Source organism: Halomonas sp. I1 (assembly GCF_032334135.1).
Lineage (GTDB): Bacteria > Pseudomonadota > Gammaproteobacteria > Pseudomonadales > Halomonadaceae > Halomonas.
The window spans coordinates 1-19888 of the sequence record NZ_JAVXUS010000013.1 but is presented as its reverse complement, the minus strand read 5'-3'; the positions used below and the strand labels follow the sequence as shown (position 1 = coordinate 19888).

The window sequence follows — 19888 nt, the reverse complement described above, 5'->3', positions numbered from 1 at the left end:
GGAGCCTTGATCCGCTCTTTTAGACCTCGGGAGCTTACTTCAGGACGCCCCTGTCCTCTTCGCGATAGGTCATATTCACTCCATACCCTCAATAACGCCAATCGCCTTCTGGCAGTCATGGCGCATTACCTTCAGCACGTCCTCATCGAAAGGTTCGCTGATGCTGTAGTCGGCATAACAGCGAGAGTCGTGACATTTTCTCAACAGGATTCCAGCGCGACGCATCGCTTTACGGCGCCAATCAGGGTGCGCCACAGAGCTGGAGAAGTATTCAGACAGCTTCCTGTGCGTTGGCCCGGCAAGGTTGCTGATTGGTACGTCTGAATCGTTGTCAGCGAATTCCAGGGCATGGTGGTATAAGCTGTAGTAGCTACGAGAAGCCGCAGTCCTGAGCGTTGCTTCGGTGCTGCTTTCACTGGTTATGGCGTCAGCGACTTCCATGATCTGCATTGGTGTTACTGGCATTTTTTCGCGTCACTCCTCATCAGAAACTTTGACGAACGATGGAATGATGCTATCCCAATGGGTAATGGCCTCATCGTCAGATACTCTTTCCAGTAGGTCGTCATTCAGCGTTATCACCGTTTCGACTGAAGCGTTGACGCCGTAGTAGAGGTGCAACACGCTCTGCCCGTAAAAGTTATCAATCTTGGGTGTGGCGGATGACAAAGTTGCCTTATGGTCGAAGAGTGTTGACTGTAGGTGTTGAACCATCTTCTGCGCATCTGCCTGGAGTGTAGAATCTTGGCTCATAAAACCCTTCACCATGCTAGATGAGGCTCTCAGATCCTCTATGATCGACATAATCACCTCGTCCGTCACTGCCTGGGCATATTTATTATAGATGCGCTCAAATGCTTCAAGGTTGAGAGCCGATCCGTTCGCCCACAGCGCTGCCTTGATGTTAATCGCGTTTACGTTGCCGGTATCCAGCAAGCGTTCGAAGATCTTGCCCGCTTCATCATACTGAGCCAATAAATTCAGTGCGGCTGCGTAATTCCACAACATCGCATCATCCGTAGGTGCGATGCGCTCAGCCTTACTGAAGAATGACACCACGCTGCGATAATCCCGTAGCTTGGCGCTTAGGATGCCTGTCAGCATGAAACCGATGGCAGCATCCTCCTTCTGGATGCTATCGATCTCTTTCTGTATGGATCGGACCCTGAATGATCCCCAGCCCTCACCCTCTGGCAGGCTAAAGATGCGGTCTGTGACATTCTGAGTATCTAGCTGTGGCGTAGCCATGTCTTGTGCCTATCTCCCTGCGAGGTGTAAGCGTATCGTTCGATAGAGCGGGGTGCAAAGGGGATGGGGACTTATAGCCTGATAGCCCATAGGTATGGCTAGGCCTGCTTACTCAGGGCTTTTGAGCTGCCTCCGGTGTTTCTTGATCCTGGCGTCGATGCTGGTAATGACTTGCTCCATGGACTTCAGCATCTCCCTCCTTGTACGTAGCAGATCGAGGATGTGCTGGTCTTCCGCGTTGTTCGCCATCTGATTGTCCGCCTCAAGCTCAGCGAACAAATTTTCAAGCCCGGTAGGCTGTCCATCGCCGAAATCCCGCACGAATTCATTCAAGGGGTCAAGACTCTCCTGCAGGCGCGCTACGATCTCCGCATTTAGCGACCTCTGGTTCTTGTGTGCGGCATCCTTGAGCTTCTCCCGCATACCGTCAGGCATGCGAAGCGGGTAAGGCGCCTTCTGCGGCTTGTCGCTCATGGCCTCTATCCTCGCGGTTTTAGGACATAGTGTCCTAGATATCAAAAAGAATCAAAGAATCAATTTGACTCTGACTCTTTTAGAATCTATCTTGGTACGGACACAACCGGAGGGCCTATGAAAGTCAAGCAGCAAGCGCCGTTTCCCCTTCGCCTCGATGAAGAGGATAAGCGGTGGATCAAGGAGAAGAGCGCTCGCGAGTGCCGTAGCCAAAACGGCATGATCGCGCACCTCATAAAGGAGGCAAGGAGCAATGATCAACGAAAGGCAGCCAAAACAGGGCAGATGAAGGAGGGCTAAGAGATGAAAGAGGACCTGTTAGGCCCGAAAATGAGTGAAGCCTCCGGGGTGGCCGCCCCAAAGGCTTCGAAGTCAGACCAATGTGCTACCAAAGGATATGACGCTATGAATACTAGCACCGTTCTATCAGTCACTCAAAACGATGACAAATTGGCCATGACCAGCATCGAGGTCGCCGAGCTGGTCGAGTCCCGTCACGACAAGGTGAAGCAGTCCATCGATCGCCTCGCAAAGCGCGGTGTTATCGCTTTTCCCCCAATGGGGGAGAAGCCTACAGATGGCCGTCCCAGCGCTTTCTACATTTTCGTGGGCGAACGAGGTAAGCGAGACAGCTACGTGGTGGTTGCCCAGCTCTGCCCAGAGTTCACGGCCAGGCTGGTGGATCGCTGGCAGGAGCTCGAGGAGCAGGCCACTCAACCCCAACTCCCGCAATCCATGGCCGAGGCTCTGCGGCTTGCCGCCGATCAGGCTGAACGGATAGAGCAGCAGGAGAGGGCGCTGCAGGAAGCGGCTCCGAAGATTGCCTTTGCCAACCAGGTTGAGGTATCCCCGGACGCGATCACCGTCGGCCAGGCGGCAAAGACAATCGGCACCGGCCGAAACCGGCTTTTTTCATTCCTGCGCCGCCACGGCTGGGTAGATCGCCGCAACGAACCCTATCAGGCGAAAATCGAAGCAGGCCTGCTGGATGTGAAGGTGCGTCATTGGGAGCACCCAGAAAAAGGGCTCCAAGAAAACATTACGGCACTGGTGACTGGGAAGGGGCTGGCGAAGCTTCAGCGGATGTGGGACCAGGGGAAGGGGAATGCGGCATGAGTGATCTGTTGACGATTGCGAGCCGCATTGATGCGGCCGCGCGTTTCCTGCAATGCGTTCAGCCAGAGCTAGATCCCGAGCACCGGGCGGTACTGGAGATGTGTGTTCGCGGGCTCGGGCTGAGGATTGAAGCCATTCGGTATGCGGATGCCCTACGCCAGGGCCATCACTGCTGGATGAGTCAGGCGCTACGAGATGATCTCGCAGGCACCGTTCCCTATGAGGAGATGGACGAGCTGCCGCCCGATGACCTGCTTGACATGTACGTGACCTGCCGGCTATTCAGCACGGTCAGCTCCATCCGCCTGATTGAAGCAATCTATCTCGAGGATTGCTCAAGCACGCCTCGAATAGAGCTGGGGAAGGCCATGTTTGAGTGTCTCGGGTGGATCGAGTCGGCAACACGGCAACTGGAAAGAGCAATCACCGTCCATCCAGTAAGCCACGCTGCATAGTCTGAGGCCCGGCCTGGAGCAGTTCGTACGGGTCCAATTCCCGGTGAAGGCTTACCAGGCCGGGCCCTAAAGTGTATCAATGATTTTCATGAGGTAGCGAATGCTGCGACATCAAGATCATTGATTCCTTTCCCGCCACCGCTCGACCATCTCATCAGTAACATCGCTTCGATAGCAGATAGGCGATGCACCGCCTGGCCGGCTATAGGCGCTTCGCGCTCCACAACGGCTTCCATTACTTGCCGAGTTGTATGGGCAAGGACAGTTGCCTGAGTAAAATCGAATAGAGCGGTCGATGATCGCCTGCTTAACCTCTGCATCTGTGGGCTGGTCGGCAACGGCTACCAGCGGTAGAGCGAGAAGCGCAGATAGAAGAATGCCTTTGACTTTCATGATATTCCCTGCAGTTCATTTATATGTAGTGCAGGTGAGTATAGCTTGAGGCTGAAGTCTGTTGGCAATAGGCGATGGTTGTATGTTGGTGATCTCCTACACTTCAATTGAGGGACTATAAAGCAATCTCGTACGTTTGGATCTATTCTGTAGGTGTGATGCCCAGTCCCCGCGGCCGCATGCGGGTCGCCAGCAACTACCGGGATTCGCGTCACTTCTCGCTTCCCTCCTTTCCTATCGATACCATGCCCTTTGGTTTATAGGAGTGGGGGCACAATGCCGAAAAGATTGTTGGGAGCCGCGCTGACGGTCGTGTTGGGCTTACCGGCCGCAGCAAGCGGGGATATGAGTGTCGGCACATGGAACCTTGAGCATTTGGGGTGGGACAACGGCAAGAGGATCGACCTCGTTGCCCATATCGCCCAAGGGGCTGATCTGTGGGCCCTGACCGAAGTCATGGACGAAGCAGCGGTTTCGCAGCTCGAGAGCGAGCTGGAGTCGCTAACGGGCGAGAGCTGGTCGTCGATGACGTCGCACGAAGTAGGGCGCTCCTCGTACCAGGAGAGCTACAGCTACCTCTGGCGCGACAGTCAGGTCGAATATACGAAAGGGGCGGTCGTCTACCGCGATCCGGGCGACGAGTTCGCGCGCGAGCCGTATCTTGCTGAGTTCCGCGATGTCGAAACAGGCGACAAGGTCGCTATGGCCGCGGTGCACATCGTCTACGGCGACAGCCGTGCCGACCGCACGCCCGAGATCCGGCAACTTGCAGAGATCTGGGACTGGATGCGCGAGGTCTACCCGGAGACGCCACGGATCATCGCGGGTGACTTCAATCTCGCTCCGGATCACGATGCGTGGCAGATGCTGCGCGATGAGGGCGCGGCACCGGCAATCACGTCAGGCGCGACGACGCTGAGCTCGACAGACGGCCAGTACGCCAACCTCTATGACAACCTGTGGTTCGATCAGGGCATTCTCGACAACACCGGCAGCGACATCGTGGAATTCCCTGATCTGCTGGGATTGAGCCACGAGAAATCACGCGACATTGTCTCGGATCACGCCCCGGTTTACATCACTGTCGGCGGCGCGGAGCCTGAGTTCACCGCTCTGGAGGGAGTGACAGTTGATCAGGACGCTGTCCCGCAATGCATCGACCTCAACGATGCGAGTGCGAGCCGGCTCGACGAACTGCCCCAGGTCGGGCCGGCTAGAGCAGAAGATATCATCAGCGCCCGCCCGTTCGAGAGCATTGATGGCCTCACTCGAATTGATGGGCTCGGGCCTGCCCGGGTCGAGGACATCGAATCCAGCGGTATGGTGTGTAACCTGTAACTTCCTTCAGTACCTGGTAACAGCTCGGCCTAGACCAGGCCGAGCACATTCGATGTGCCTGATTTTGCCTTTAAATCTAGTGGACAGTGATCACTCGGCAATCCGCTGCGTGGCTAACTCGATGGGCAATACTGCCGACGACTAGCCCTTTGAGATCGCTGAGACCGCGGCTGCCCATGACGATAGCATCGACATGGTACTCCTTGGCTGCAGCCAAAATCTTCTGCTGGGGGGCACCGTGCACTAGCTTGGTGGTAATGGCATTCTGATCAAGCCCTTGAGACTTTGCGTCTTCGACTGCCTTATCAAGCAACGCTTGTCCTACCTTTTCACGTTCCTCTTGGTTTGTCCCCATAGGGACAGCCCCAATCCCCCATACCATCATGGGCTCATGCTCGAGTGGTTCGGGGACATGCAAGAGGGTGATCTGCCCTCCTGTTTGTGAGATGAGCTTGCAGGCCACGTGCAAGGCCATTTGTGAATGTTCTGACCCATCCAGAGGAACGAGAATTGACTGAAACATGGCAAACTCCTGACATTGGTTAGCAAGGCTATTGCTCACTTCACAGCCTAGTAGTAAAGAGAGTGTTGCGCGTGGGGCGTAATGTCACATGCCACTGATGGTAGCTAGGAGGCAGAGTAGCGTTCCGTCTCACTAGACGCGAGGGCCCAGCGAGCCTACGCAGAGCGATGACGGTCTCTCTCATGACAAGCGGGCGTGATGGTCGAGGAGGGAGACGACAGCCAGTGCACCGACCTCAATTAGGCAATCGTGAGCCGGCTCGTCATGCCTCGACTCGCGCCTTGAACGTCTCGACCTCGTCCTTTGTGATGCCGCGCTCCAGGGCGTCAAGGTAGTCGGCATACCACTGGATCATCGTCCGGCGCTGAGCTAGGTAGGCTGCTTTGTTGTAGACCCCCGCTACACCTTGCACCTTGTGAGCAAGCTGGGCCTCGACATGATCGTGAGGCCAGCCGTGTTCATGCAAAAGCGTCGAGGCAGTGTGCCGCGAGCCGTGACCCACCAGCTTTCCCTTGTACCCTGCAGAGCTGATGACTTTATTGATTGTGCCCTCGCTAATTACGGGGTTATCGCGAGAGCCGGGGAAGAGGTACTGGCTACGCCCTGTGCGTTCTCTGAGCTCTCGTAGGTCTGTGATCGTCTGGCTGCTCAAGGGTACGTAGTGCTCCCGCCGCATCTTCATCTTCGCGGCCGGTACGGTCCAGAGCCCGTCATCCAGGTTGATCTCGCACCACTCAGCCCAACGCACCATGCCAGGCCTTGAAGCGGTTCGCAGCGTCATCCATGTAGCTACTCGGCCCAGTAAGAAGGCTCTGCTGATTCGTAGTGCCCGAAGGAAGTCGGGTAACTCGCTTTCAAGAAGATGAGGGTACTGCTGTTCTTGCCGCTTGAGCGCGACAGCGCGAAGCTCGGAAGCAGGGTTCATTTCGCACCGCCCTCGGGCAATGGCGCGTGAGAAGATCTGGTTCAACCAGCTTCGCACCTTTGACGCTACCGACAGAGCGTCACGCTTTTCCAGCGAGCTCTGAATATTGGCGCAGTCTTGCCTTGTGACTTCGCTGAGAGGCTTGTGTCCGATGGCTGGTAATATCTCTTTGTCGAGATAGCGGCGCTTTTGGTCGAGGGAGTCTGGTGCGTTGCCGGATGCGACCTTGTGGTCGTACCAGTCTTCGGCAGCAACGGAGAATGTGTCTTCTGGGGGCTTGTCCTCGAAGGTGTGTGCCATCTCCCGAGCCTCTTTGGCACTGAGGTCGGGGTACTTGCCCAGTGTCGTCCACCCCCATTTCCCGTTCGGCTTCTTGATGCGCAGGTTCCAAGACTTCACGCCGCTAGGCTTTACCCGCAGGTACAAGCCGTGGCCATCGTGCTCACGGTATTCTGTAGCCTCAGGCTCAAGCTTGGCCAGGGTCGTGTCTGACATGGGCCGCTTTTTGATCTGACTGCGCTTCATAGCTAGCTCCTGTACCCCAGAGCCTCAAAAGGTACAGGCAGGGTACAAGACAGGCAACAGTGACTGAGACATACTCAAGTAAGCTCAGGCAGCAGAAATTCAATGAAATGCGCGTGTTAAGGAGGTTTTAAGCAGACTCAGGAAGGGTCAGTTAGGCATATGGTGCCCGGAGTCGGACTCGAACCGACACGGTGTTGCCACCGAGGGATTTTAAGTCCCTTGCGTCTACCAATTTCGCCATCCGGGCGGTATGCAGGTCGGGTGCTCGATGCGAAGGGGGAGTGGAGGCTGGAGTCGGAATCGAACCGGCGTACACGGAGTTGCAGTCCGCTGCATAACCACTCTGCCATCCAGCCTCTGTGAGTCCTGTCATCCTCGAAAAGAATGAAACTCGACTCTGGGGTGTTGCTTGTTCAAGTCTGGAGCGGGAAACGAGATTCGATCGGACCGGCGCACCGGATCGCGACCCTCTGTCGCACGCTTCGACTTTATTTGCTGCTTGCGAGTCTGGAGCGGGAAACGAGATTCGAACTCGCGACCCTCGCCTTGGCAAGGCGATGCTCTACCACTGAGCTATTCCCGCTTGACTCGAGGACGTATTATACGGATAAGTTGGTGACTGTCAAACGCTTTTTCGTGCCGACGTTACATGGCGCGGCTCAAGTGCGGCCAGGCGGCGCGCAGGTACTGGATCATCGACCAGAGTGTCAGCAGTGCGGCGACATAAAGCGTGACGACGCCCAGGATGGCGATGGGGGTCCCTGGCGCGAAAGCGAGCAGCAAAAGCAGGGCGACCATCTGTAGTGTCGTCTTGAGCTTGCCGATCCAGGACACCGCCACCGTGCCGCGCTTGCCCATCTCGGCCATCCATTCCCGCAATGCCGAAATGACGATTTCGCGGCCGATGATCACCAGAGCCGGCAGGGTGAGCCAGATGGCGTCATAGCGTTCGATCAGCAATGCCAGGGCCACCGCGACCATCAACTTGTCGGCGACCGGGTCAAGAAAGGCACCGAACGGCGTCGACTGGTCCCAGCGGCGTGCAAGGAAGCCATCCAGCCAATCGGTCACCGAGGCCAGGGCAAAGAGGGCGGCCGCCACTGGCATGCTCCACGAGAGAGGGAGGTAGAAGAACACCACCAGCAGCGGGATGAAGATGATTCTGGCCAACGTCAGGAGATTGGGTATGTTCATCGGAGCTGCGGTCCTTGCCTTGAAGGGGGGATGCCGGAAAATTCCGACTATTCTATCCGGCTTGTCGACACTCATCCATGCAGGGCGCGGTGAATCGACTCGGCGAGGGTCGCGCTGATGCCCGGGACTCGGGCGAGCTCCTCGCGACTGGCTTGCCTGACGCCCTGCAAACCGCCGAAGAAGCGCAACAGTTCGCGACGTCGACGTGGGCCGACCCCGGGGATGTCCTGAAGCGTCGAGGTACGTCGGGCCTTGTCGCGCCGAGTGCGGTGCCCGGTGATGGCGAAACGGTGCGATTCATCGCGGATGTGCTGCAACAGGTGCAGGGCGGGGGATGAGGTGTCGAGGTCCAGGGTTCGGTCCGGGGTCTCGATGAACAGGGTCTCGAGGCCTGCCTTGCGGGTCGTGCCCTTGGCCACACCGATGAGGCCCACGCCTTCGACGCCGAGCTCGGCGAAAACGTCCCGGGCCATGTTGAGCTGCCCCTTGCCGCCGTCGACAATCAGCAGGTCGGGAGGCTCGCCTTCACCATCCTTGAGTCGTTTGAAGCGTCGTGTCAGGGCCTGGCGCATGGCGGCGTAGTCATCGCCGGCCTCGATGTTCTTGATGTTGAAGCGCCGGTAGTCGGACTTGCGCGGCCCATTGGCATCGAAGACCACGCATGAGGCCACCGTGGCCTCGCCGTGGCTGTGGCTGATATCGAAGCACTCGAGACGCGCTGGTACCTGCTCGAGCGCCAGGGCGTCTCGCAGGGACGCAAAACGCTGAGCCAGCTGGGTTTGGTTGGCCAGCTGTGTGGAGAGTTGCTGCTCGGCATTGGTGCGCGCGAGTTCCTGCCATTGGGCCCGGTGGCCGCGCACCCGCGAGGTGAGGCGCACTCGCTTTCCGGCACGTGTCTCCAGCGCCTGGGCGATCAGGTCGGTGTCGGGCAGTGCATGGCTGGAAATGACTTCGGCAGGAATGGCCCGCGCCTGGCCGAGGTAGTATTGGCTGATGAAGTCGCCGAGCAGGGTGTCGGGCGTCAGGTCGAGGCCATTGCTCGGCGTGTGATGCCGGGCGCCCAGCAGTCGTCCACCGCGTATCGAGAGTACCGAGATGCACAAGGCGCCGGGGCGGCTCGCCAGGGCAAAGATGTCGGCATCGCCGCTGCCGGTGTCGACGAACTGACGTTGTTGCAGCTGCCGGAGCTGCTGGATCTGGTCCCTCAGGCGGGCGGCTTCCTCGAAGTCGAGCGCCTGACTGGCCGCTTCCATGTCCCGGGTGAGCTCCTGGGTGACGGCCTCGCTCTTGCCTTCGAGGCATTGCACGGCGTGCTCCAGATCCCGACGGTAATCGGCCTCATCGATATAACCCACGCATGGGGCGCTGCAACGGCCGATCTGGTACTGCAGACAGGGGCGGCTGCGGTGGGCGAAAACGTTGTCCTCGCAGTTGCGGATGCGGAAGATTTTCTGCATCAGCGACAGGCTCTCGCGCACTGCGCCACTGCTGGGGTAAGGACCCAGGTAGCGGCCGTCGTCATGACGGGTTCGGGCGCGCTTGTATTCCAGCGCAGGAAACGGGTGACGGTCGGTGACGAAGACGAAGGGGTAGGACTTGTCGTCGCGCAGCAGGATGTTATAGGGCGGACGCTGCTCCTTGATCAGAGTCTGCTCGAGCAGCAGGGCCTCTGTCTCGCTGTTGGTGACCGTGACCTGGATATCGGCGATGCGCGAGACCAGTGCCTGGGTCTTGGTATTGAGCGCACCGCGGAAATAGCTGGCGAGGCGTGCCTTGAGCCTTCGGGCCTTGCCGACGTAGAGCGTATCGCCCTGCTCGTCGAGCATGCGATAGACCCCGGGGGACTCGGTGACCGTGTCGAGAAACTGTCGAGAATCGAAACTCATCGGGATGCCGATAACGGGATGGAACGGGCGTCATCCTATCAGACCCGCCACCGGCTGGGTTATTCCACTTCGCTGAAACCGTCCACCAATCCGTGACGCAGGCCGAGGTGGGTCAGCTCCACGTCGGAATGCACGCCGAGCTTCTCGAAGATCCGGTAACGGTATGTATTGACGGTCTTGGGGCTCAGGAACATGCGGTCGGCGATGTCGGCGACTCTCTGGCAGTTGACGATCATCATCGCCACCTGCAGTTCGCGCTGGGAGAGCTGGTCGAAGGGGTTGTCGTTGGAGTCGATGCGAAACAGCACCAGTCGCTGGGCGATGTCGGGGCTGATATAGCGCTTCCCGCCGAAGACGCTGCGAATGGCCTGGACCATCTCGTCATGCTGCGATCCCTTGCTGATGAAACCGTGGGCACCCGCCTCCAGCAGTCGCTGAGCGAAGGCCTCCTCGATGAAGGCGGTCAATACCAGGATGCGTATGTCACTGGTGAGGCGAGTGATCTTGCGGGTGGCTTCCAGGCCGCCTATGCCGGGCATGCGGATATCCATCAATATGATATCCGGCTTGAGCTGACGAGCCTGGAAGATGGCTTGTTCGCCATCGGCAGCTTCACCGACCACGCTGATGTCCGGTTCGTCATTCAGCAGGTGGGCGATGCTGGTTCTTACCAGGTGGTGATCATCGGCGACGAGAACCCTGATCAAAAGGAACTCCTACTACGAAGTGGACGAAATACGGGAACATGGTCCGCGTCGAGGTAGACGTGGCCCTGGCTGGCCTCCGTTGAATCGCGCATACCTTGACATAACATGAAGTTAAGGGGAATTGGCAATGCCAGCCCGACGATGTTTTTTATCATTTTTCTGCTCCTCTGGTTGACGAGCCGCGTTTTGATGAATAACATACGTCTCGTTCTCGCAAAGGCGAGCACATGTGGGGCCTTAGCTCAGCTGGGAGAGCGCAACACTGGCAGTGTTGAGGTCAGCGGTTCGATCCCGCTAGGCTCCACCAAGAGTTTTGAAGAATCAGCCGCCTGACGCAATGCGTCAGGCGGCTTTTTCGTGGCCGAGCGTATGAACAATGATGACGTCCCGGCAACGCCGGCCTCATGACCGTGTTGCCGAGCTGGTAAATGAGCATTTTGAGGCTGATTTCAACGCCGCATGGGCGAGCGCAGTAGTTTGTAAACACCCTCTCAATCGCCGGGCGGAATGGCCTGGCCGCCCAGTGTGCTTTCTCCCGTCTCGATGCCCAGGGCAGAGGCCGTGCCTGCCAGGACTGCCTGGGCGGCGTGGAAGGCCTCAGAAGGGCGTCGGGCGCGAATACTTTCCATGACCTGACGGTGCCGTTCGAGACTGTCCTCGGGGTCGGTGGCGCTGATATTCGATGTTTCGATCAGTAAATGAATCGATGGTCGCAATATATGGGAGAGCTGGGCCCAGACGATGTTGTGGGTTGCCTTGAAGATGGCGACGTGAAAGGCAACATCGTGTTCGCTGTGCAGGCGTCGCTGCTCGGCGCCGGTGTCGTCACGCAGGTGTTGACCCATGCCCTCGAAGGCCTCCTCGAGGGCGACAAGATCCCGGGCGGTGGCGCGTCGGGCTGCCGTCATGGCCACATAGGGCTCGACATCGAGACGGAAGGCCAGGATCTCGCGCTGGATTCGGGGGTTGGGCGCAGCATACCGCGTCATCCAGTCGGTGACCTGGGGGTCGAGGATGTTCCAGCCCTCGTAGTCGCGAACCTTGGAGCCATGCCCCGAAATGCGTTCGATGATGCCGACATCGACCAGCATGCGAAGATCGCTGCGCACCGCCGAGCGGTTGAGCTCGAATCGCTGGGCCAGGTCGACTTCCCTGGGCACGAAATCGCCGGGACGGTAGCGCCCGGCGAAAATGGCTTCGGCGAGATGTTCGGCGATGGAGGGCCGAGTACGCGAGGGACGAGAGGTTGCTGGCACTGACGGGCTCCGCGAAAATGGCGATGATCCTAGCTTATGCTTAACATAGCTGCAATGCGGTCGTTCCTGGGACCGCCAAGGCCCCCCGCGCAAGACGAATGGTCGCCGCCGGGGCAGACCAAAGTGTCTCGAGGGCCTTGGGTCGTTCTGGGCATTACGCCCGGTGACTGGACGGTCCTCGCTGGTCGGCCAGCCAGCGACGAATGCCGTAAGTCCATGGCGGCAGGCGGTCGCTGCGTTCCACACGATTGATCAGGGCTCCTAGGCGTGGCGTCGCAATGGTCACGGTGTCGCCCAGATGGTGGGTGAAACCCTGGCCCGGCCCATCCCGATCCTGTATCGGCGAGAACATGGTACCGAGAAACAGCATGAAACCATCCGGATACTGGTGATGGGCCCCGATGGTCTGGTTGACCAGCCCCTCCGGCGATCGGCTGATCTCGCGCATGTCGCTCGAGTCTTGGAGCCGAAAACCGTCGTCTTCCCCCTCGATGCGCAGGTCGACCATGGCGGTGCGCACATCGTCCATGGAGAAATGTTCGTCGAACAGGCGAATGAAGGGGCCGATGGCGCAGGATGCGTTATTGTCCTTGGCCTTGCCCAACAGCAGGGCGCTGCGGCCCTCGATGTCGCGTAGGTTGACGTCGTTGCCCAGGGTGGCACCGACGGGATTGCCCGCCGCGTTCACCGCCAGCACGATCTCGGGCTCGGGGTTGTTCCAGCGCGAGGCCGGGTGCAGACCGACCCAGGCACCGAATCCCACCGACGAGAGCGGTTGTGCCTTGGTGAAGACTTCGGCGTCCGGCCCTATGCCGACTTCCATGTATTGGGACCAGGCGCCGCGGGCCTTGAGTTCGTCGCGCAGAGCCATGGCGTCGTCAGAGCCCGGGGTGATCCGCGACAGGTCGCCGCCGATCAGTCGCTGGAGTTCGTCGCGTAGCTCGGCGGCCCGCTTCGGGTCGCCACCGGCCTGCTCCTCGATGACGCGTTCCAGCAGGCTGACGGCGAAGGTGACGCCGCACGCCTTGATAGCCTGGACGTCACAGGGGGCCAGCAGGTGGGGGACGCCCTGGGGTGACCGTGTGGAGTTGTCGAGCAGGGTCGTGACATCGCACAGCACGGGGCCTGTGGCCGAGGCGACGCGTTGCGCCGCGTCGTCGCGATCGAGCAGGTCGGCCATGATTCCGACCGTATCGGAAATGTCGATGACCTGCCCATCACGGACGACAACCGGGGCAGGGCCCTCCGGTGAATCACGCCAGACGCGGCCGACCAGCAGGGCCCGGCGATGATCGTCTGGGAGTCTGTTGTCGTGGGGCATGAATCTCTTTCCTTTCGTGAGCGACGCGAGAGCAGCCGGCGACGCGAGGCGCCGCCGGGAGGGTCATCGCACCGATGTCCTGCTGCCTGATCACGCGTCGCGCTGACCGTCGATCAGCCGGCTGATGCCGTTCGGATTACCGTCGCGCAGGGCCTCGGGCAGCAGTGCCTGGGGCAGGTTCTGATAGCACACCGGACGCAGGAAACGATGGATCGCTGCGCTGCCCACCGAAGTGGTGCGAGCGTCGGTGGTCGCCGGATAGGGGCCGCCGTGCACCATGGCATGGCACACTTCGACGCCGGTGGGCCAGCCATTGGCCATCACCCGGCCGGCGCGACGCTCCAGGGTCGGCAGAAGTTCATGGGCGAACTCGACGTCGGCATCGTCCATCTGCAGGGTCGCGGTGAGCTGCCCCTCGAGATGCTCGGCGACCCGCTTGACCTCGGCCTGGTCGGCGCATGCCACGACCAGGGACGTGGCGCCAAACACTTCTTGCTGCAAGGTCTCGTCGGCAAGGAAATCCTCGGCCTTGGCCACGAACAGGCCGGTCTGGCTCTGGTTGGGAGCGTCACTGGATTGCCCCTTTGCCACTTCACGTGCCTTGTCGCTGGAAGCCAGGGCCGACATGCCACGGGAATAGGCATCCTGGATACCCGGCGTCAGCATGGTCTGGGTGCCGCTGGCTTCGACGGACTCGGCGGCGGTAACCAGGAAGCGATCGAGCGCTTCACTCTGGATGCCGATTACCAGCCCCGGGTTGGTGCAGAACTGACCGGCGCCCATGTTGAGCGAGCCGACGAAACCTTCGGCGAGCTCCTTGCCGCGGGCCTCGAGGGCCTCGGGTAGCAGGAAGACCGGATTGATCGAGCTCATCTCGGCGTAGACCGGGATCGGTTCCGGGCGATTCTGCGCGAGGCGTGCCAGGGCCGTGCCGCCGCCGCGCGAGCCGGTGAAGCCCACGGCCTTGATATTCGGGTCCGTGACCAGGACCTGGCCGATCTCGTTGCCGGTGCCCTGAAGCAGGGAGAAGACGCCTTCGGGCAGTTGGCACTCGGCTACCGCCGACTGGATGGCGCGCCCGACCAGCTCCGATGTGCCGGGGTGGGCGGGGTGTCCCTTGACCACTACCGGGCAGCCAGCGGCCAGAGCCGAGGCGGTATCGCCGCCGGCGGCCGAGAAGGCCAGCGGGAAGTTGCTGGCACCGAATACGGCCACCGGGCCCAGGGCAACGTGGCGCTGTCGGAGGTCGACGCGCGGCATGGGCTGGCGGTCGGGCAGTGCGGGATCGATGCGCACATCGAGCCATTCGCCGGCGCGCACGACCTTGGCGAACAGTCGCAACTGGCCGCATGTCCGGCCTCTTTCGCCCTCGAGGCGGGCCCGGGGCAGGCCGGACTCGGCCATGGCGCGAACGATGAGCTCATCGCCGATGTCCTCGATCTTGTCGGCAATGGTCTCGAGAAAGCTGGCGCGGGTCTCGAGGTTCGTTTCACGATAGCGATCGAATGCATCCCGGGCGAGTTCGCTGGCGCGCTCGACCTCGGCCTTGCCGCCGGTGTGGAAGGCCGGTTGAAGGGTCTCGCCGGTAGCCGGGTCGATGGCGTGAAAGGCGTCGCCCGTGGCCTGAACGGCTTCACGTCCGATGAGTTGCGTGCCTTCTAGGGTCATGGTCACTCCTTTCGTGGTAACGATTGGGCGCGCATTCCGCGCGCCCGCAGCGGTCTGGGGCTCTGGTGGCGTCTACAGCGGTGATACGTCCGCGCGATCGTCGGCCGTCTCCCGGGTCAGCGGATTGCGCAGGGCACGGCCGAATGCCGGGATCTCGATCTCGAAACGGTCGCCCTCGCGTGGCTGGATGCCGTCGGCAAAGCTGAGGGTCGCGGTGCCGAAGAAGTGCACATGCACATCACCGGGACGGCGGAAGCCCGAGTACTTGAAATGGTGATGCTCCAGGTTGGCCAGGCTGTGGGCCATGTTGTCCTCGCCGGTGAGGAAAGGCTTCTGCCACAGGGTCTCGCCCTCGCGGGTGATGCGGCTGATCCCCTCGAGGTGGCCGGGCAGCGAGCCGATGAGCAGTTCCGGTCCGAAACTGCAGACGCGCAACTTGGAATGGGCCAGCCACAGATAATTGAAGCGCTCGGTGACATGGTCGGAAAACTCGTTGCCCACGGCGAAGCCGAGTCGCCGAGGACGCCCCGTGTCGTCGATGAGGTACAGGCCGGCCAGTTCCGGTTCCTCGCCGCCGTCCTGCGCAAAGGCAGGGGACGGGAGAGGCGCTTCGGGCGGTACCACGCAGTCGCCATCGCCCTTGTAGAACCACTCGGGCTGAGCGCCCGTTTCGCCGGCGGCGGGTTTGCCGTTTTCCACGCCGAGCTTGAACATGCGCATGGAATCGGTGAGGTCTTCCTCGCTGGCCTGGGTCTTGGCATGCATCGCCGAGCGGGCATCGGCGCTTCCCAGATGGGTCAGGCCGGTGCCGGTGACCAGGCAATGCGCCGGGTCCGGATGCGTGAGCGGCGGCATCAGACGTCCTGCGTCGACGAGCTCGGCATAATCGAGGCGTATGTCGGTCAACCGCGCCTCGACGACCTCGGCAAGTGGCCGGCTCGATGCCATGGCATCGCGGGCAAGGTGGTAGGTGTCGGCGTCAGTGAGCCGTACCGTCGTGTCGTCTTCCACCAGGGCGGCGTACAGGCGGTCTTCGTGCAGGCATTGGATCAGGCGCATGGGGTCGTCCTCCTCGGCGTGTCGCCGCTTCTGCATGCGGGACAGGATGGCATGTTCAATAAATAAATCCAAATGTTGTACATATTGGCGGTGTCACCTATTCCGCATCGCTTGCCGGGGCCTCTACCAGCGATGGTTGACCGAAGCAGGGAAAGCCATTCGAGTCCCAGGCAATGGGCTTGACGTAGGTGTGACGATTGGGATCCCAGAGGGGGTCGCCGACGATGTCGGTATAGGAGCGGGCGTGATACACCAGCATGTCGGTCTTGCCATCCTCGGCGATGGTGAAGCTGTTGTGGCCAGGCCCGAAGACCGAGCGTTGTCGGTCGCTGGTGAAGACGGGGGTGGTCGATTTTGTCCAGCTTGTCGGGTCCAGCAGGTCGGCGGATTGATCGGCCCACAACAGGCCCATGCAGTAGTTTTCGTCGGTGGCGCTGGCCGAGTAGGTCAGCAGAACGCGACCGTGCCGTACCAGCACGGCCGGGCCCTCGTTGACCATGAAACCACGTGTCTCCCATTCGAACTCGGGGATGGAAAGTCGCACCGGCGCACTGTCGAGGGTATCCAGCGTGGCCATGCGGGCAATGTAGAGGTTGGTATTGCCGGGGATGTCCGGCTCCTTCTGTGCCCAGACGTAGTAGAGCTCGCCGCCATGTTGGAAGGCGGTGCCATCGAGGCAGAAGCTGTCGATGCCGGTATCGATCCGCTGCGGATGGCTCCATACGCCCTGGATGGGGTCGTCGGCGCTGGTGGCGATGCAGTACATGCGGTGCTGGAAGAGACCGTCTCGCGTGTCGCGGCTGGGCGCGGCGGCAAAATAGACGACCCAGCGGCCCTGATGATAGTGAAGTTCCGGTGCCCAGATCAGTTCGCTGAGCGGGCCGCTGTCTTCCTTTTCCCAGATGGTGACGGGCTCGGCTTCGGCGAGACCGGCGATGGTGGTGGCGTGGCGCAACTCCAGCCGATCATAGGCAGGCACGGAGGCGATGAAGTAGTACCCGTTGTCATGCCGGTGGATGAAAGGGTCTGCTCGCTGCTCAATCAAGGGCGCAAGTGGCTTGTTCATTCCGTTCTCCTGTGGACGTGCTGGCGTCATGATGTCCTGGTGTCGGCGGTCGATGGGGGCGTATCGTCCAACTCGCCGTCCTGCATGGCGTCGTAGTAGCGGTTGGTGATGCGATACTTGAACATGAAGCTGCCCATCAAGGTGTGGAATACCCCGGGAATGACCGAGAGCATCAGCGCGATGCCGGTCAAGGTGAAGGCGCTCTGCTCGACGTTGGCCTCGTAGTTGAAATAGGTCAGCAATTGGCCGACGAGAAACCCCGCCGCGCCCATGCCGGCCTTCTGGCAGAAGGAGATGCCCCCGAAGGCGAGACCCGATACGCGCTGCCCGGTCTTGGCTTCGCCATAATCGACGGATTCGGCGATCGCTGACCAGAAGACGGGTGCGTGCAGGTCGACGATGAAGGAAATGAGGAAGTACAGCACGAAGGCGAGGGCGATATCCCCGGGCCCGACGGCGATGAACATCAGCACACTCAAGGCGCCGACTGCCAGTTGGCTCCAGCGGAACAGCTGAATCTTGCAGTAGCGCTTGGTCAGCCAGGTCGATGCGACCATGGCGAGAATCGCCGCGGTGACCCCTGTGGTAAGGAACGCCGACAGCAGGGTGGCATCGGCCCCCAGATAATATTTGGCGTAGTAGGCGGCCACCGAACTGCGCATGACGTAGCCTAGGGTACCGGTGAAACACACGGCGCAGAGAACCAGCCACTGATCGTTCTTCTTGAGAATGTGCAACTGTGAACGCAGTGGCTTGTCCTCGATGGTGTGCTGCACGCGTTCGGTGGTCGTGGCATAGCAGAACAGGAAGAGCAGGGTGGCCAGCCCGCCCATCAGCCCCATGGAGAATTGGTAGCCAAACTGGAGGCTTTCACTGCCGACGTATTCGGCCAGTTTGGGCACGATGATGGTGACGAGAAAGGCTGCGATCTTGGCAAAGAAGAGGCGATAACCGTTGGCGGAGAGCCTGTCCTGAGGGTCGGGTGTCAGGACGCCGATCAGTGAAATATAGGGAATCGTCACGGCCGTGAACATCAGGGTGACGAAGAGGTAGGTGGAGTAGGCCCAGACCAGTTTTGCGTTGTAACTCCAGTCTGGCGTGGTGAAGAGCAGCAGTACGGAAATGCCGAATGGCACCGAAAAGATCAGGAAGTAGGGTCGGTATCGACCACGCTTGCTGTTGAACTTGTCGGTGACGATCCCCATCAGGGGGTCGGTAATGGCATCCACCAGGCGAGCCACGAGAAAGAGAATACCCATGTGGCTCGGCTTCAACCCAAAGATATCCGTATAGAAGAATGAGATGATCAGAAACATCGAAGAAATCACGATATTGATCGCCATATCCCCGCTGCCGAATCCCACTTTCTCCAGATAGGTCAGGCGCCGTGTTGTCATGATCTTGCCTCCTTGGCGTTGTTGATGGTCATGAGGCGTCCTTGTTCTTGGCCAGCTTCGGGGAAGTGGCTGGATGCCTCTTGGCCTCGGTGAATCATCGTGTCCCGAGTGATCGAAAGGCGCCGTCCGTCCTCGCCGGGCGGCGTCGATATCGCCTGGCTACCCCACCAGCCACATCGCCAGGTTCGGCCAGAACAACAGCGCGAACAGCACGCACAGCTGCAGGGCGATGAACGGCAACACAGCGACGAAGATGTCCTTGAGGCTGACCTCCGGCGGCGCCACCCCTTTCAGGTAGAAGGCGGCCGGCCCGAACGGCGGCGACAGGAAGGAAACCTGCATGTTCACCGCGAACAGGATGCCGAACCAGATCGGGCTGTAGCCCAACTGTTCGACGATCGGCACGAAGATCGGCAGGGTCAGCATGGCCACGCCGATCCAGTCGAGGAACATGCCCAGCACCAGCAGGATCGCCATCATCACCAGCAGGATGACGATCGGCGCCACATCGAGCCCGGTGATCATGCCCGAGATGAAGCGGTTGCCGCCCATCAGGTTGTAGACCCCGACCAGGGCCGCGGCGCCGATGCCGATCCAGATGATCATGCCGCAGGTAGTCAGCGTCTGGCCCAGGCTCTCGTGCAGGGTCTTCATCGAGAACTCGCCACGCAGCACCACCGCCAGCAGCACGCCGAACACGCCCATGGCGGCCGCCTCGGTCACCGAGGCCACACCGCCATAGATCGACCCCAGCACCAGCAGCGCGATCAGCCCCGGCACGAGAATCGCCTTGAGCGCCTGCCAGCGGTTGGCGAAACCTTCCTGGCGGTCGGTGTCGCTCATCGGTGGCCCCATGGCCGGATTGCGCAGGCAGCGCACCAGCACATAGGCGATGTACGACAGCATCAGGATCACCGCCGGGGTGATCGCCGCGGTGAACAGGTCGGCGATCGACACACTGGCGATCAAGCCATAGATGATCAGCACGATCGACGGCGGCATCATGGTGCCCAGGGCGCCGCCGGCACAGACCACCCCGATCGACAGGTGCTTGTCATAGCCCAGGCGCAGCATCTGGGGCAGTGCCAGGATCCCCAGCAGCACGATCTCGCCGCCGATGATGCCGGACAGGGCGGCGAGGAAGAAGGCCACCACGATGGTCTGCACCGCCACGCCACCGGGCAGGCGGCCGGCGAAGACCCGCATGGCATTGAACAGGTCCTTGGCGATCCCCGATCGATCGAGCAGTGATGCCATCAAGACGAACATCGGCACCGCCACCAGGGAGTATTCGGTGACGAAGCCGTAGACCCGACTGGTGACCAGCGGCAGGGCGC

Annotated in this window: 19 protein-coding genes and 4 tRNA genes; 5 read left to right on the top strand and 18 right to left on the bottom strand. The window is 60.4% G+C overall.

All coding sequences use genetic code 11. From position 1 onward, the window contains the following. Positions 1–75: 75 nt before the first annotated feature. The 3 genes from RSO41_RS13265 to RSO41_RS13255 form a co-directional block, all read right to left on the bottom strand. On the bottom strand, positions 76–465 hold the full coding sequence (locus RSO41_RS13265) for a hypothetical protein (RefSeq protein ID WP_315619623.1): 390 nt from the start codon (positions 463–465) through the stop codon (positions 76–78). 9 nt (positions 466–474) lie between these two features. Continuing rightward, positions 475–1248 (bottom strand): hypothetical protein, encoded by a 774-nt coding sequence (locus RSO41_RS13260; RefSeq protein WP_315619622.1) that lies wholly within the window; start codon positions 1246–1248, stop codon positions 475–477. A gap of 108 nt (positions 1249–1356) precedes the next feature. Then, positions 1357–1722, bottom strand: coding sequence for an Arc family DNA-binding protein (locus RSO41_RS13255; RefSeq protein ID WP_315619621.1), 366 nt, complete (start codon positions 1720–1722; stop codon positions 1357–1359). Positions 1723–1839: 117 nt separating this feature from the next. Between RSO41_RS13255 and RSO41_RS13250 the strand changes: the two genes are divergently transcribed. The 4 genes from RSO41_RS13250 to RSO41_RS13235 all read left to right on the top strand — a co-directional run bounded on the left by RSO41_RS13250 (position 1840) and on the right by RSO41_RS13235 (position 5024). Next, a complete protein-coding gene (locus tag RSO41_RS13250; protein WP_315619620.1) occupies positions 1840–2022 on the top strand; it encodes a hypothetical protein in 183 nt (60 codons plus the stop codon). Positions 2023–2127: 105 nt separating this feature from the next. Beyond that, positions 2128–2838, top strand: coding sequence for a phage antirepressor KilAC domain-containing protein (locus tag RSO41_RS13245; RefSeq protein WP_315619619.1), 711 nt, complete (start codon positions 2128–2130; stop codon positions 2836–2838). After that, the gene (locus tag RSO41_RS13240) at positions 2835–3293 is read left to right on the top strand and encodes a hypothetical protein (protein ID WP_315619618.1); all 459 of its coding nucleotides are present in this window, start codon (positions 2835–2837) and stop codon (positions 3291–3293) included. The genes RSO41_RS13245 and RSO41_RS13240 overlap by 4 nt, the downstream gene beginning before the upstream one ends. A 669-nt stretch (positions 3294–3962) precedes the next feature. Then, on the top strand, positions 3963–5024 hold the full coding sequence (locus RSO41_RS13235; protein ID WP_315619617.1) for a helix-hairpin-helix domain-containing protein: 1062 nt from the start codon (positions 3963–3965) through the stop codon (positions 5022–5024). Positions 5025–5100: 76 nt separating this feature from the next. Here the strand turns inward: RSO41_RS13235 and RSO41_RS13230 are convergent, their stop codons facing one another. From RSO41_RS13230 to uvrY, 8 genes are all read right to left on the bottom strand, one after another. Then, entirely contained in the window at positions 5101–5547 is a 447-nt protein-coding gene (locus RSO41_RS13230; protein ID WP_315619616.1) for a universal stress protein, read from the bottom strand. A gap of 262 nt (positions 5548–5809) precedes the next feature. Further along, positions 5810–6997 (bottom strand): tyrosine-type recombinase/integrase, encoded by a 1188-nt coding sequence (locus RSO41_RS13225; protein ID WP_315619615.1) that lies wholly within the window; start codon positions 6995–6997, stop codon positions 5810–5812. Between the two features lie 160 nt (positions 6998–7157). Continuing rightward, positions 7158–7244: transfer RNA gene (locus RSO41_RS13220), tRNA-Leu, on the bottom strand. Between the two features lie 35 nt (positions 7245–7279). After that, positions 7280–7353: transfer RNA gene (locus RSO41_RS13215), tRNA-Cys, on the bottom strand. A 152-nt stretch (positions 7354–7505) separates the two neighbouring features. Next, positions 7506–7580 (bottom strand) — tRNA-Gly (locus RSO41_RS13210). Between the two features lie 62 nt (positions 7581–7642). Continuing rightward, a complete protein-coding gene (gene pgsA, locus RSO41_RS13205) occupies positions 7643–8191 on the bottom strand; it encodes a CDP-diacylglycerol--glycerol-3-phosphate 3-phosphatidyltransferase (protein ID WP_315619614.1) in 549 nt (182 codons plus the stop codon). Between the two features lie 71 nt (positions 8192–8262). Then, on the bottom strand, positions 8263–10077 hold the full coding sequence (gene uvrC / locus RSO41_RS13200) for an excinuclease ABC subunit UvrC (protein WP_315619613.1): 1815 nt from the start codon (positions 10075–10077) through the stop codon (positions 8263–8265). Positions 10078–10136: 59 nt separating this feature from the next. Further along, on the bottom strand, positions 10137–10784 hold the full coding sequence (gene uvrY, locus RSO41_RS13195; protein WP_315619612.1) for a UvrY/SirA/GacA family response regulator transcription factor: 648 nt from the start codon (positions 10782–10784) through the stop codon (positions 10137–10139). A gap of 231 nt (positions 10785–11015) precedes the next feature. Between uvrY and RSO41_RS13190 the strand changes: the two genes are divergently transcribed. Beyond that, positions 11016–11091: transfer RNA gene (locus RSO41_RS13190), tRNA-Ala, on the top strand. Positions 11092–11275: 184 nt separating this feature from the next. On the opposite strand, the gene RSO41_RS13185 is transcribed toward RSO41_RS13190, so the two are convergent. From RSO41_RS13185 to RSO41_RS13155, 7 genes are all read right to left on the bottom strand, one after another. After that, a complete protein-coding gene (locus RSO41_RS13185) occupies positions 11276–12040 on the bottom strand; it encodes a FadR/GntR family transcriptional regulator (protein WP_315619611.1) in 765 nt (254 codons plus the stop codon). Positions 12041–12194: 154 nt separating this feature from the next. Continuing rightward, a complete protein-coding gene (locus tag RSO41_RS13180; protein ID WP_315619610.1) occupies positions 12195–13361 on the bottom strand; it encodes a fumarylacetoacetate hydrolase family protein in 1167 nt (388 codons plus the stop codon). A 90-nt stretch (positions 13362–13451) separates the two neighbouring features. Beyond that, a complete protein-coding gene (locus RSO41_RS13175) occupies positions 13452–15029 on the bottom strand; it encodes an aldehyde dehydrogenase (NADP(+)) (RefSeq protein WP_315619609.1) in 1578 nt (525 codons plus the stop codon). Positions 15030–15101: 72 nt separating this feature from the next. Continuing rightward, complete coding sequence (gene araD1, locus RSO41_RS13170) at positions 15102–16088, bottom strand: AraD1 family protein (RefSeq protein ID WP_315619608.1); 987 nt, start codon at positions 16086–16088, stop codon at positions 15102–15104. 97 nt (positions 16089–16185) lie between these two features. Then, positions 16186–17154: a glycoside hydrolase family 43 protein gene (locus RSO41_RS13165; RefSeq protein WP_315619606.1), complete on the bottom strand. Its 969-nt coding sequence runs from the start codon at positions 17152–17154 to the stop codon at positions 16186–16188. Between the two features lie 26 nt (positions 17155–17180). After that, entirely contained in the window at positions 17181–18551 is a 1371-nt protein-coding gene (locus tag RSO41_RS13160) for an MFS transporter (RefSeq protein WP_315619605.1), read from the bottom strand. A 159-nt stretch (positions 18552–18710) separates the two neighbouring features. Beyond that, positions 18711–19888: TRAP transporter large permease subunit (locus RSO41_RS13155; RefSeq protein WP_315619604.1), on the bottom strand; the 1178-nt coding region annotated here is incomplete at its 5' end.

Bases quoted from the DNA above. Each gene is read 5' to 3' on its own strand.
- RSO41_RS13265 (WP_315619623.1), bottom strand. From the start codon at position 465: ATGCCAGTAACACCAATGCAGATCATGGAAGTCGCTGACGCCATAACC.
- RSO41_RS13260 (WP_315619622.1), bottom strand. From the start codon at position 1,248: ATGGCTACGCCACAGCTAGATACTCAGAATGTCACAGACCGCATCTTT.
- RSO41_RS13255 (WP_315619621.1), bottom strand. From the start codon at position 1,722: ATGAGCGACAAGCCGCAGAAGGCGCCTTACCCGCTTCGCATGCCTGAC.
- RSO41_RS13250 (WP_315619620.1), top strand. From the start codon at position 1,840: ATGAAAGTCAAGCAGCAAGCGCCGTTTCCCCTTCGCCTCGATGAAGAG.
- RSO41_RS13245 (WP_315619619.1), top strand. From the start codon at position 2,128: ATGAATACTAGCACCGTTCTATCAGTCACTCAAAACGATGACAAATTG.
- RSO41_RS13240 (WP_315619618.1), top strand. From the start codon at position 2,835: ATGAGTGATCTGTTGACGATTGCGAGCCGCATTGATGCGGCCGCGCGT.
- RSO41_RS13235 (WP_315619617.1), top strand. From the start codon at position 3,963: ATGCCGAAAAGATTGTTGGGAGCCGCGCTGACGGTCGTGTTGGGCTTA.
- RSO41_RS13230 (WP_315619616.1), bottom strand. From the start codon at position 5,547: ATGTTTCAGTCAATTCTCGTTCCTCTGGATGGGTCAGAACATTCACAA.
- RSO41_RS13225 (WP_315619615.1), bottom strand. From the start codon at position 6,997: ATGAAGCGCAGTCAGATCAAAAAGCGGCCCATGTCAGACACGACCCTG.
- pgsA (WP_315619614.1), bottom strand. From the start codon at position 8,191: ATGAACATACCCAATCTCCTGACGTTGGCCAGAATCATCTTCATCCCG.
- uvrC (WP_315619613.1), bottom strand. From the start codon at position 10,077: ATGAGTTTCGATTCTCGACAGTTTCTCGACACGGTCACCGAGTCCCCC.
- RSO41_RS13180 (WP_315619610.1), bottom strand. From the start codon at position 13,361: ATGCCCCACGACAACAGACTCCCAGACGATCATCGCCGGGCCCTGCTG.
- RSO41_RS13175 (WP_315619609.1), bottom strand. From the start codon at position 15,029: ATGACCCTAGAAGGCACGCAACTCATCGGACGTGAAGCCGTTCAGGCC.
- araD1 (WP_315619608.1), bottom strand. From the start codon at position 16,088: ATGCGCCTGATCCAATGCCTGCACGAAGACCGCCTGTACGCCGCCCTG.
- RSO41_RS13165 (WP_315619606.1), bottom strand. From the start codon at position 17,154: ATGAACAAGCCACTTGCGCCCTTGATTGAGCAGCGAGCAGACCCTTTC.
- RSO41_RS13160 (WP_315619605.1), bottom strand. From the start codon at position 18,551: ATGACAACACGGCGCCTGACCTATCTGGAGAAAGTGGGATTCGGCAGC.